Source organism: Taklimakanibacter lacteus (assembly GCA_003576695.1).
In the GTDB taxonomy this organism is placed as follows: Bacteria; Pseudomonadota; Alphaproteobacteria; order Rhizobiales; family Aestuariivirgaceae; genus Taklimakanibacter; species Taklimakanibacter lacteus.
Genome location: QOZQ01000005.1, coordinates 1 through 12,955 on the forward strand (window position 1 = coordinate 1; position 12,955 = coordinate 12,955).

A 12,955-nucleotide genomic window follows, 5' to 3' on the forward strand; every position below is an offset into this window, starting at 1 on the left:
CGTTATACAATCTGTCGGCATCGGAGCGCTCCTCGAATCCATCGAAGTTATTGCAGCACAACAACTTTCGCTGATTCGGCGCTCCGATGCGCTCCTTAGTTTGAGAAATCCGGGCTAGCGCCGTCCGCGCACCGTGACGAACTCGCCGGGAATGAGATAGCGGCCATCGGAGCTGCGATGATCGCGCACCGAATGCAGGAACTCCTGCTCGACTTCCGCCATTATCTGCGGCGTGAAGCGCTTGACGGCCAGCGCCACCGGCCCGCCGACGAGCATCGCGGTCAGCAGCGCGCGGTCGCTGGCGAATTCCAGCACTTCCTTCTGGCGGTGTTCGGCGATACCGGTAAGCCCGGCTCGCGCGAAATCATGCGCGAGCGCGCCCGGCACGCCGCAGGCATAGAACAAGGGGCAGACCTCCGACTGGACACGCGCATCGACGATGGGGAATATCTCGGCCCAGCCGCAATTGCGCCGCTCACCCCAGACTGTGGCGACGACGCGTCCGCCCGGCCTCACCGCGCGCCGCATCGACTGCACGGCAGCGAAAGGCTCGGGCACATACATGAGGCCGAGCGCGCAGACGGCGGCATCGAAGCGGCCTTCCGCGACAGCGAGATCATCGGCATTCATCCGCGCCGTCGTCACCCAGGAGAGACCGTCATCAGCGCAGTTCGCCCGGGTGAGATCGGTCATGTTCTGCGACAGGTCGGTGGCCAGGACTTCGCCTGACGGCCCGACGGCGTGCGCCATTTCCTTCGTCACCAGGCCGCTGCCGCATGCCGCCTCGATGACTTTTTCGCCCGCCACAAGGGCCACAACTTCGAGAAGTGTGCGCTGCGCCGGCATAAGCTGAGCGCGCCAGCCCTCTTCGTAGAATTTAGCCGCGGCATCCCAGCCATAGCGCTGGACCCGGTTCTGCAGCTTCGCTTCCACCCTATTTTGCTCCCGCCACCGTGGCGACCTTGACATTCTGCGCATCGCGCAGGGCGATGAAGAACGGATCGGCCGCCAAAGCGCGCTCGACCATCGCCGTCACCTCGGGCCACGGGGCGGCCGTCGCCAGCGTGATGGTGAAGCGCGTCTCGAGCGGAGCCGCCGTGTTGTCGCCAAGCCCCAGAAGGGCGCTGTCATCAAAATCCATGTCGACATCCACATCAACCGCCGCAAGGGCAATGTCTTCGCGCGCGGCGGTGAGCTTGATCCCGATCGCAACACAGCTCGCGAGGCCGACGCGGATGAAGAAGCCCGGCGTCGGCGCCGAACCACCGCCACCCAGGACCGGGGGCATGTCCGCCACCGCTTCGCGATCACCCTGGCGGACCGTGCAGACAAGGCCCTCGCCCACGTGACCGCTGGCCCTCGTCGAGCTGAAAGCGGCGGTCGGCTTCTTGCGGAATATATCCGCGACGCGCTCCTGCGCGGCACGGATCTGGGCGTCGCGGTGCATGATGCTGGTCTCCTCTTGACGCGTCGTCATAACAGCCAAGACCGCTTTTACAAGAGCGAGGAACGCTGTTCGGCGTCCTTTTGACGAGCCACTTCACGAGAACAACAGAAAGACTTCACGCCAAGCCTACTTGTGCTGATCACCATCTGTCTTAGTGTGGGGACCATGTCGCTCACTCTTTACAGCCATCCCCTCGCGTCGTTCTGTCACAAGGTTCTGATCGCGCTTTACGAGAACGGCACGCCGTTCCATGCCGAGACCGTTAATCTCGGCGATCCGGGCTCGGCCGCCGCCCATATCGAGCGCTGGCCGGTCGGCAAGATGCCGGTGCTGCACGATGCCAAGGCCGGGCGCGTCATCGCCGAGACGAGCATCCTCATCGAATATCTGCAGGAGAAATATCCGGGTCCGGTGCGGCTGCTGCCCGAAGCGCCTGATGTGCTCCTGGAAACGCGCCTGTGGGATCGCTTCTTCGATCTCTATGTCAACATGCCGATGGGCAAGATCGTCACCGATCGCATCCGGCCACAGGGCCAAGGGGATCCGTTCGGCATCAATGAAGCGCAGGCGACGCTCACCACCGCCTATGCGATGATCGAAGAGCGCATGGCGACGCGCGAGTGGGCGACAGGCAAAGACTTCACGCTGGCGGACTGCGCGGCAGCCCCGGCTCTCTTCTATGCATCGATCGTGCATCCTTTCGGCGACAGCCAGCGCCATCTCGGCCGCTATCATGACCGCCTGCTGGCGCGGCCTTCGATGAAGCGCGTCATTGCCGGGGCACGGCCCTATTTCGTGATATTTCCCTATCGCGATGCCATGCCGGAACACTATTTCAAGGATGATGCCTGAGGACCGCACCGGCGTCGGACGTATTTCTCAATATTTTCAGTCGTTTAACTGATCCATAAGCGATCCGTAAGTCGCCGGCTGCGAGCCTCCCAGGCTCAGCGGCGGGGCGCCACTGTGTCAGAAACAGCACAGTCACCAGAAAAATTCCCAGGGGTAATTTGCGGGGGCTTACGTGACGAAAATTGGGTCTAGTCTCTCCTTGGGATCGGTGTGGGTTGCGGATGCGTTCGCGATGCCCCTGGCGCAACCATCGAAAAGGTGGATGCGACGCCCAATGGGCGCCAGCGCTCTCGCTGCGCTTGCTGTCAGCTGTTACCAATTCATCGATCTCTCGCAGGTGCGCGCCGACGATGCCTGTGTCGGCGGTGGTGGCATCATCACGTGCTCGGGCGACCAATCGGAAGGCGTCAACGGCTCAGGCAATACCAGCGTCACTGTCAACAACCTCAATCAGCCGATCGCACCTCCGGACAATGTACCAGGCATCATTGTCACCAATACCGGCACAGGTGGATCGGACGGCGGCGGGATTGGCGAAGACGGTGGCAACGGCGGCACCGGTCCCAGTGTCCTTATCAATTTCGACGGAAGCCAGCCGATCAGCACCGATGGAACTCCCGCCGCCGGGATTTTCGGTCGCAGCACCGGCGGATCTGGCGGCAATGGCGGCAACGCAGCAATAGTCAATGCGGGCGACGCCGGAAACGGTGGTGCGGGAGGCTCCGTCACCATCAACAGCAGCGGCACCATTCAGTCTACGGGCACAGATTCGCCCGGTCTCATGGCGATCAGCCGCGGCGGGAATGGCGGCATCGGCGGTGATTCCTCGGTGACTGGCGATGCCGGCACCGGCGGCGGCGGTGGCGCGGCCGGTGCGGTGACGGTCAACAATCAGAGCAACATCACGACCGGTGAATCCGGCTCGGCGGGCATCATTGCCCGCAGCCTCGGCGGCAATGGCGGCAACGGCGGCGATGGTTTCCTCGTCATTATCGGAAGCGGCGGTGGCGGCGGAGCTACGGGCATCGGCGGTCCGGTCAATGTAACAAGCACCGGTGTCATCACAACCACGGGTCCGTCGAACGCGGCGGGCATCTTTGCCCAGAGCGTTGGCGGATTTGCCGGAAGCGGCGGTGACGCCATTGGCCTCATCACATTCGGCGGCGATGGAAACAGCGGCGGTCACGGCGGCAATGTCGAAGTCCATGTCAATGGCGGTTCGATCACCACGTCGGGATCCAGCTCATCCGCTGTGTTCGCCCAGTCGGTCGGCGGCGGCGGCGGCGCGGGCGGTGTCGGCGGCGGACTTGTGGGCTTTGGCGGCGCGGGCACGGTCGGCGGCAATGGCGGCACAGTTCTCGTCACTAATTCCGTGGCGCTGACGACGAACGGTGTCCAATCGGCGGGCATTTTCGCCCAAAGCGTCGGCGGCAGCGGCGGCTCCGGCGCACCAGCCGGCGGCGCTTTTGCCATAGGTGGATCCGGCGGACCCGGCGGCAATGGATCGGGTGTCACCGTCAACAGCTCGGGTCCGATCACGACGCAACTCGAACAGTCGGATGGTATTTTCGCCCAGTCGGTCGGCGGCGGCGGCGGCAGTGGAGGCGTGGCCGGCGGGCTTGTCGGCATCGGCGGAACGGGTGGTGAAGGCGGCATCGGTGGCGCCGTTTCGGTGACGGCGAGCACCAGCATCACGACATCCGGCACCAATTCGGCCGGCATCTACGCCCAGTCGATCGGCGGCGGTGGCGGACGCGGCGGCGCCACCGGCGGCGTCGTCGCCGTCGGCGGCAAAGGTTCAAGCGGCGGCGGGGCCGGCACGGTGACCGTCAACAACTCGGCAGCGATCACCACCAATGGCATCGGCTCCGAAGCCATATTCGCGCAATCGATCGGCGGCGGCGGCGGCGATGGCGGCTTCGCCGGCGGCTGGTTCAATTTCGGCGGCAGCGGCGCCAAGGGCGGCAATGGCGGTCTCGTGACCGTCACCAATAGCGGCAATCTCACCACTCACAAGGAACAGTCCTCGGCGCTCTTCGCGCAATCGGTCGGCGGCGGCGGCGGATCGGGCGGCGGTGCGGTGGGCGGCGGCCTGTTCATCTCGCTCTCGATCGGCGGCTCGGGCGGCCCCGGCGGCACAGGCGGCGAGGTCAAGATCAATGAATTCAACAATGCCGGAACGCCTGGTTACACGATCATCACGGAAGGCGAGCGCTCGGCCGGCGTATTCGCCCAGTCGATCGGTGGTGGCGGCGGCAATGGCGGATATGCCGTGTCGGCGGCCGTCGGGCTTTATGGCGGTGCGGCGGCTTCATTCGGCGGCACTGCCGCCGGCGGCGGCGATGCGGCGCAGGTGATCGTCGGCAACAATGGCAGCATCACGACGAAGGGCAATTTCTCCGCCGGCATCAGCGCGCAATCGACGGGCGGCGGTGGCGGCGACGGCGGCTTCTCCATTGCCGCGGCTGCCTCGACAGGCGCCGCGGCGTCACTCTCCTTCGGCGGCAAGGGTGGCGCTGCCGGCGCCGGCAAGAAGGTGACAGTCAACAGCTTCACCACCATCGACACGACGGGCACTCAGTCGCATGGCATTTTCGCGCATAGCGCCGGCGGCGGTGGCGGTACGGGCGGGTTTGCGATATCGGTCGCGGGCGCTCCCTATGGCGCGCTCGGCCTGAGCTTCGGCGGCGATGGCGCGGGCGGTGGCGCCGGCGGCGAGGTGCTGGTCAACAGCACCGGCAACATCACCACCAAGGGCACGCTGGCACACGGCATCCTGGCCGAGAGTATCGGCGGCGGCGGCGGCTCGGGCGGCTTCAGCATCGCCGCGGGGCTGACGATCTCATCCGGCGGCGTCTCGGCCGATCTCAGCTTCGGCGGCAAGGGCGATGGCGGCGGCGAAGGCCAGAGGGTCGATGTCAACAGCACCGGCAAGATCGATGTCGCCGGGCAAGGCGCCATCGGCATTTTCGCGCAGAGCGTCGGCGGCGGCGGCGGCAATGGCGGCTTCGCCGGCGCGCTCAGCGTCGCGGCGGGGACGACCTTCGGCCTGAGCATGGGCGGTGCCGGCGGCACGGCCAGCAAAGGCGGCATCGTGAATGTCACCAATAACGGAACCATCGTCACCGGCGGCGAGAACGGCATCGGCATTCTTGCCCAGTCGATCGGCGGCGGTGGCGGTTATGGCGGTTTCGGTCTGGTCGGCACCTTCAGCCTCGATGGCGATGCCGAAGGTCACAGCATCGGCGGCACAGGGGGCAAGGGCGGTGCGGGCGACAACGTCACCGTCAATCACACCGGCGATATCACAACGAACGGCAACAACGCAGCCGGCATCCTGGCCCAGTCGGTGAGCGGCGGCGGCGGCACCGGCGGCTTCAGTGCCGGCGTTTCCGCCTCGTACAAGGCCAACGCAAAGCTCGGCGGCGTCGGCGGCACCGGCGGCGATGCGGCCAATACCACGGATGACAACCTGACCGTCGTGACGGTCAATGCCGGTGGCGGCAAGATCCTGACCAAGGGAGCAATGTCGCACGGCATTCATGCGCAATCGATTGGCGGCGGCGGCGGATCGGGTGGTTTTGCGGTGGGTGCCGGCCTCAGCATCAAGGGCGAGTCCGAGGCGGAAGTCGGCGGCGGCAGCGCCGGAGCTGGCGGCAATGCCGGTCAAGTGAAGGTCACCAATAGCGGAGCGATCGAGACCCAGGGCCATCTTGCCATCGGCATCTTCGCGCAGTCGGTCGGCGGTGGCGGCGGGACCGGCGGCTTCGCGATCGGCGGCAGCTTCACCTCGGGCGATGACGCCGGCGCGGCGACCAACAGCGTGGGCGGATCGGGCGGCGTCGCCAGCCGTGGCGGCAATGTCGAAGTCACCAATCAGGCTTCCGGCACCATCCTGACCCTCGGCAACCGCTCGCATGGCATCCAGGCGCAATCGATCGGCGGCGGGGGCGGATCGGGCGGCTTCGCCATCGGAGCCGCGGTGAGCCTCGATGGCGATGCCGAATCCGATATCGGCGGCGGGGCAGGTGGCGCCGGCGGCAATGCCGGAACCGTGACGGTCGTCAATCATGGCAGCATCGAAACACGCGGCAAGGATGCGATCGGCGTGTTCGCGCAGTCGGTCGGCGGCGGCGGCGGCGATGGCGGCTTCTCGATCACCGGCAGCTATGGAAGCAAGGCCGCCAATAACAGCGTCGGCGGCAATGGCGGTGGCTCGAGCATGGGCGGCACTGTGTCGGTAACGAATACCGGCTCGATCACGACCGGCGAGGTCAATTCTATCGGCATCCTGGCGCAGTCGATCGGCGGCGGCGGCGGCAGTGGCGGCTTCTCGATCTCGGCGGCGCTCAGCAGCGACGAAGGCGGCGAGAATTCCAGCGTCGGCGGCGAGGGCACCGGCGGCGGCAATGGCGGCGATGTGACCGTCATCAATTCGGGCACCATCCTCACCAAGAAATCGGAATCGACCGGCATCAAGGCGCAGTCGATCGGCGGCGGCGGCGGCAATGGCGCCTTCACGATCGCGGGCTCGCTGAGCAGCGGCGGCGATACGACCTCGAGCGTCGGCGGCAATGCCGGCGGCGGCGGCAATGGTGGCGTCGTCAAGGTCACCAATACCGGAACGATCACGGTCGCCGGCGCCAACTCCTTTGGTGTCTTCGCGCAAAGCGTCGGCGGCGGCGGCGGATCGGGCGGCATTTCCGGCGGCCTCTCGACCGGCGGCCAGATCGACAATGTGGTGGGCGGTTCCGGCGGCAAGGGCGGCAATGGCGGCGAAGTCACGGTGGAGAGCAGCGGCGACATCTTCGTGACCGGCGCCAACTCGTCGGCGGTGTTCGCGCAAAGCGTCGCCGGCGGCGGCGGCTGGGGCGGCCTCTATCTTGGCCTGGGCGGCGGCGGTTCGGACGGATTGAAGGTCGGGCTCGGCGCCACGGGCAATCCGCTCGACGGTCTGCCGGTGACGGGCGAGACCGGCAAGGTCACCGTCACCATCAACGGCCAGACCACGATCACCGAAGGCAAGCTCTCCTATGGATTGCTGGCCCAGGCGATCGGCGGCGGTGGCGGCGCGGCCGGCACCGTGATGGACGGGCTCCTGAATTTGACCGGCAGCAATGTCGTCATGGATGTCGGCTCGAATGGCGCGATGAACGGCCATGGCAAGCTGCTGACCGGCTCCTACAGCAATGACGCCACGATGGGCGGTGTCGGTTCCATCGGCCTCATCGCCCAGTCGATCGGCGGCGGCGGCGGCGTCAACGGCATGGCGCTCGACCAGGTCAGCCTCAATCCGGCAGGCAATGACGAATTCCTCATCCGGGTCGGAGGCTTCAGCGCCGGCGCCCAGCATACGGGCGGCGGCACTGGCGGCGGGTTCGACTTCACCGCCACGGGCACGGTCACGACCAAGGAGAAGAACGCCATCGGCGTGCTCGCCCAGACCATCGGCGGCGGCGGCGGCGTCGGCAATCTCACGGTGGAGAGCGTCACCAACACGGCCAATGCGCTCAGGATCACGGTCGGCGGCTCGCAATTGACCGAAGGCGATGGTGGTGACGCTTCCAAGGTGACTGCGCAGGACACGATCGTGACCGGCGGCGCCCTGAGTCACGGAATGGTGGCGCAATCGATCGGCGGCGGCGGCGGCGTGTCCAACCTCCTGTTCCAGAATGGCGTCTCGACGAGCGGCGTCACGATCACGCTGGGCAGCGGCGGAACCGGCGCCGGCGGCGATGGCGGCGATCTGACGGCGACGGCTGCGGATGTATCCACCACGGGGTCGGGCGCGATGGGCATCGTCGCCCAGTCGATCGGCGGTGGCGGCGGCCTGACCGGCATCTTCAGCAACGGCCTGATCTTCGGCCAGGACGGCTTCTCGGCCGGTCCTCTCACCATAGTCGGCGGCGCGGCGGCGGATGGCGATGGCGGTGTCGTCGCCGTCTTCGCCAATGGCGCGGTGCATACGACGGGCTATGGCGCGCATGGCGTCGTGGCGCAGTCGATCGGCGGCGGCGGCGGCATTGCCGGCGGCGGCCTGTTCGCCACCACGCTCGGCGGCACCAGCGCCTTCGCGGGCAGCGTCGGCGGCGACGGCAGCGGCAAGGACGTCGATGTCACGACATTGCGCAATGTGGTGGTCGCCGGGCAGAACAGCGTCGGCATCTTCGGCCAGAGTGCCGGTCCCGACGGACAGGGCGCCGTCGACATCCGCGTCGACAAATCCGGCAATGGCGTCGGCCTGATCTGGGCCCTGGCCGGCATGGGATCGGCGGTGCAGTTCGCCGATGGCGCCACCAATACGCTGCAGACGGACGGCACGCTCTATGCCCAGGGCAGCATCGTCGGGACGGGTCTGCCCAATCTGGGCGGCATCGCCATTCGCGGCGGCAGCGGCGATGAGAACCTGACCAACCTCGCTTATCTGTTCCCGGCGGCACCGCCGCCCGGAACCTTCGGCTTCGGCGCCGATTATGGCGTGCTGTTCGACATGACCACCGGCGCGCTCGATCCCGTCACCAACCTGCCGCTCTTCGATGCCGGGACGCGCACCAACAACATCATCGGAAATGTCGATGTGGCGGGCGGCAACAACAATCTCACCAACCAGGCGGGCGCGCTCTTCATCACCGAAAAATCCGTCACACTGGATGATGACGGCAATCCCAACCCGTTGGGCTCAGGCCAGGAACTCACCAATCATGGCCTGCTGTCGCCGGGCGATCGCGGCCGCATCCAGGTCACCGACGTGGGCGGCAATTTCGTCGAAACCCTGACCGGCAAATATTTCATCGACATCGACCTCAACCAGCAGAATACCGGCAATCAGCTCACCGACCGGCTCAATGTGACGGGCGGATCTGGCGTAGGCGGCGAAGGCGGATTGCTGCTGCTTTCCATCAACAAGGCGTTCACCGAGTATGTGATCGTCAGCTCAGCTGAAGGCACGGCGGACAACGGCTTCACCCCCAAGCTGACGCCGCCCGCCATCGGCTTCAATTTCAAGGTGAAGCTCGCCAATGCCGACCAGGACCTGGTGCTCTATGCCGATAAACCGCCGCTCGAGGATCTGTTAAAGGATCCGGCCTCGGGAACGCGCGATCCCAATGTCTGGCGCATGGGCGAAGGCCTCGACAATATCGAGAACGCGATCACGGTCGATGACCCGTTCAACTATCTGATCAACATCCTGCGCCTGCAGCCCGACGCGAAGGCGCTCGGCGATGCGGTCGTGACGCTGACGCCGAGCCAGGCGCCGCATATCTTCGAGGCCACCTTCCGCCGCAACATGGCGTTCCTCGACCAGATGATCGACTGCCCCCAGGATTTCGGACAAGGCTGGTTTGCCGACCGGCGCAGCTGCGTGTGGGGAAAGTTCAGCTACAGCGTATATGACCGCGACAGCGTCGAGGACAGCCCGACCAATGCGGATGTCTATAGCGGGTTCAGCTTCGGCGCCCATGCGGCGGTCGACGAGAACTGGCAGCTCGGCTTCGGATTCGAGAAGGGCGAGATCAATTCCGACCAGGAGCGCGACGGATCGCCACTTTCGACGCTCGAGAGCGACATCTATCAGTTCGGCGCCTCGGCCACCTACCGCAATTCGGGCTTCGGAATGGCGCTGGCGGCGGCCGGCTCCTATGGCGACTGGGACGCCAGGCGCTTCGTCAATGTCAACGGCTTCGTCCAGAATTATACGAGCTTCGAGGGCATCATGATGAACGAGGCGGGCGTCGAGCAGCCGGCCTTCGTCAACAACGAGATCGTGTTCGACGGCGTCTCCGGCACCGCGCGCAGCAAGCCTGAGGTCTTCACCTTCAACCCGCGCCTGCGGCTGAGCTATATCGACACTTTCGGTGGCGTCGACGTGATGCCCTATCTCGATGTCGACGCCTATATCCTGCACAGCGAGCGGCGCGAGGAGGAAGGCGTCGGCCTCACCAATCTCGAATATCCGGCGAAGACCGAGACGGCCTTCACCTTCACGCCGGGCCTCGAGCTCGGCGGCACGACGCAGCTCGACGAGGGATCGGCGATCCGCGCCTTCCTGCGCGGCAGCGTCATGCTGGCCACCGATGACAGCTGGACGGCGCTGACGCAGTTCGCCGCGGCGCCGGAGGGATTGCCCGATATCGAGATCATCGACGATTACGACGATGTCCTCGGCAAGGTCGATGCGGGTCTCATGGCCTTCGGGGCCTGGGGCCATCAATTGCGACTCAACTACAGCGGCATATTCGGCGAGACCACCGAGCAGCATGCGGTGAGCGGCGACTTCACCTACCGGTTCTAGAATCAGGCTGGCTTCGGGCGCCGATCTGCGCCATCTTCGGGCGCTCTCGGCAAAGGAGGCAGCGTGCCCACTGGCTGGACCACCCGCGCGCGGCGCGGCATCTTCGCGCTCTGCATTGTCGTCTCGATTCCCGGCACTGCCGGCATGGCCCAGGATGCGACCAATCTGCCGGGCGGCGCCAGTGCCATGAGCGAGACCCATGGCGACTGGACGGTCAATTGCGCGGACAAGCAGGGCAAAAAGATATGCACCATGTCGCAGCAGGGCTTCGACAAGGACAGGAAGCAGCGACTCCTCGCCATCGAGCTTGCCATGCCGGAGAAGAACCGGCTGCAGGGCATGATCGCCTTGCCCTTCGGGCTTCTTCTCAAGCCCGGCGTGACGCTGAGGATCGATGACGGCGCGGCGGCCGCGCCCCTGCCTTTCCGCACCTGCCTGCCGCTGGGCTGCCTGGTTCCGCTCGATATCGATGCGAAGACCGTGGACCTGCTGCGCAAAGGCAAGGCCATCAATATCACGGCGACCGTGGCGCAGACCAACGAGCCCGTCACTTTCACGGTTTCCCTGAGCGGCTTCAGCACCGCGCTGGCGCGGACGGTCGAGCTGGCGAAATAGAGCGCCATGGCGCGGCCGCCATCACGGGTTGATCAGCTCCTTGGGCGGCACATCGAAATCGGAGCGCGCGGTGGTGCGCTCGATGAGGCGATGGGCGCGCGGCGGCCCGGCGCCCTTGTGCAGCCGGCGGATCTTCTCGCCCACCGCATCATCGGCGAAGGTGACGCGCTGGGCGAGGCGCACATAGTCGACCCAGGTCGGCACATTGTACATCTCGGTCCATAATTCGGGATTCTCGACGTCTCGGAAGAGCGCCCAGTGGCGCGCCCCGTCCCGCCGGCGGATGCGCCGGCGTTCGGCCATGGCGTCGAGGAAATCGCGCGTATCCTCGGGGCGGATGATGTATTCGACGGTGATCCGGATCGGCCCGCTGCGCGGCTTGAGATCGAGCGCGAGGCTGGGCTCGCGCCAGCGGCCGAGCGGGTCGAGATTGAGCTCGCGCTGATCCGGCATGGCGAACCAGCGCAGGCCCATGAGCACCCCCAGGAGCGCAACTCCCGACGCCCAGAGCAGTGCGTTGTCCGAGCCCCTCTCCTCGGCGATGAGGCCCCAGACCCAGCTGCCGAGCGCCATGCCGCCGAAGGTCGCCGTCTGATAGAGCGACAGGACACGGCCGACCACCCAGCGCGGGGTGGAAAGCTGCAAGGTGATGTTGAAGAGCGACAGCGTGACGACCCAGCTGGCGCCACCGAGCATCAGAGCAGCACCGGTGAGCCAGGGCGAGGAACTGATGGCCGCCGTGGCGAGGCAGATGACGAAGCCCAGGAAGCCCAGCCGCACGCAATTTTCATTGGAGAACAGATTGCGCAGCCGCGCACTCGACAGAGCGCCGCCGACGGCGCCCATGCCGAAGGCGCCGAAGAGCAGGCCGTAGAGCAGAGCATCGCCCTGCAGCAGGTCGCGGGCGATGAGCGGCAACAGGGCCACAGAGGCGATGGTGGCAAAGCCGAAGACCGCGGCGCGGAACTGCACCCGCCGGATATTGGGCGACATTGCGAGATAGCGCAGCCCGGCCGCCATCGCGGTGCCCATCGATTCGCGCGGCAGCCGGTCGGCGGTGGCCGCCGGGCGCCAGCGCGACAGCACGACGATCAGTGCCACATAGCTCGCCGCATTGATCGCGAAGGCCGTCACCGCGCCCGCCGCCGCCACGATGATGCCGCCAAGCGCCGGGCCGACACTGCGGCAAAGATTGTAGTTCATGCTGTTCAAGGTCACCGCACCCGGAATATCCGAGCGCGGGACCATGTCGCCGACGGCCGCCTGCCAGGAGGGATTGTTGAGGGCATTGCCGCAGCCCAGCAGGAAGGTGAAGGCCAGAAGCAGCCAGGGTGTCAGCATCCCCAGATAGGCCGAGACGGCGAGCAGCACCGAAACCACCAGCATGAAGCCCTGCGCGACCAGCATCACCTTGCGGCGGCCGAAATTGTCGGCAATGGCGCCCGAGGGAAGCGAGAACAGCATGATGGGAAGCGCCAGCGACGCCTGGACCAGCGCCACCATATCGACCGAGCTCGAGATGGCGGTCATCAGCCAGGCGGCGCCGACATTCTGGATCAGCGAGCCCAGATTGGACACGAAACTTGCGGTCCACACCGCCCGGAAGACCGGATGCCGCAACGGCGCCAGAGATGAAATGCGATCAGGCAATAGTCTTGCGGTCCCCGCTGACCGGCAGGCGCTTGGCGCGCCACCGCCGGATCAGTGTTGATTGAAGGCCCGCAAGCCGCGAGTCAACCATGCCGCTG

The 12,955-nt window shown here is 66.1% G+C and carries 6 protein-coding genes; 3 read left to right on the forward strand and 3 right to left on the reverse strand.

The features are described 5' to 3' along the window. Positions 1-114: 114 nt before the first annotated feature. Together DT068_RS10555 and DT068_RS10560 are read right to left on the reverse strand one after the other, a co-directional pair. A complete protein-coding gene (locus tag DT068_RS10555; protein ID WP_162914129.1) occupies positions 115-933 on the reverse strand; it encodes a class I SAM-dependent methyltransferase in 819 nt (272 codons plus the stop codon). Between the two features lies 1 nt (position 934). Continuing rightward, the gene (locus tag DT068_RS10560) at positions 935-1,447 is read right to left on the reverse strand and encodes an OsmC family protein (protein ID WP_162914130.1); all 513 of its coding nucleotides are present in this window, start codon (positions 1,445-1,447) and stop codon (positions 935-937) included. Between the two features lie 165 nt (positions 1,448-1,612). Between DT068_RS10560 and DT068_RS10565 the strand changes: the two genes are divergently transcribed. The 3 genes from DT068_RS10565 (at position 1,613) to DT068_RS10575 (ending at position 11,207) form a co-directional block, all read left to right on the forward strand. Then, positions 1,613-2,299 carry a glutathione S-transferase family protein gene (locus tag DT068_RS10565; RefSeq protein ID WP_119389809.1) on the forward strand — a complete coding sequence of 229 codons (687 nt, stop codon included), beginning with the start codon at positions 1,613-1,615 and terminating at the stop codon, positions 2,297-2,299. A 274-nt stretch (positions 2,300-2,573) separates the two neighbouring features. Further along, entirely contained in the window at positions 2,574-10,592 is an 8,019-nt protein-coding gene (locus tag DT068_RS10570; RefSeq protein WP_119389810.1) for an autotransporter outer membrane beta-barrel domain-containing protein, read from the forward strand. A 63-nt stretch (positions 10,593-10,655) separates the two neighbouring features. Next, positions 10,656-11,207, forward strand: a complete 552-nt coding sequence (locus tag DT068_RS10575) for an invasion associated locus B family protein (RefSeq protein ID WP_119389811.1) — start codon at positions 10,656-10,658, stop codon at positions 11,205-11,207. Between the two features lie 21 nt (positions 11,208-11,228). On the opposite strand, the gene DT068_RS10580 is transcribed toward DT068_RS10575, so the two are convergent. After that, positions 11,229-12,857 (reverse strand): MFS transporter, encoded by a 1,629-nt coding sequence (locus tag DT068_RS10580; RefSeq protein ID WP_119389812.1) that lies wholly within the window; start codon positions 12,855-12,857, stop codon positions 11,229-11,231. Between the last annotated feature and the right edge of the window lie 98 nt (positions 12,858-12,955).

Excerpts from the sequence above, each read along its gene's own strand:
- DT068_RS10560 (WP_162914130.1), bottom strand. The coding sequence starts at position 1,447 with ATGCACCGCGACGCCCAGATCCGTGCCGCGCAGGAGCGCGTCGCGGAT.
- DT068_RS10565 (WP_119389809.1), top strand. The coding sequence starts at position 1,613 with ATGTCGCTCACTCTTTACAGCCATCCCCTCGCGTCGTTCTGTCACAAG.
- DT068_RS10570 (WP_119389810.1), top strand. The coding sequence starts at position 2,574 with ATGGGCGCCAGCGCTCTCGCTGCGCTTGCTGTCAGCTGTTACCAATTC.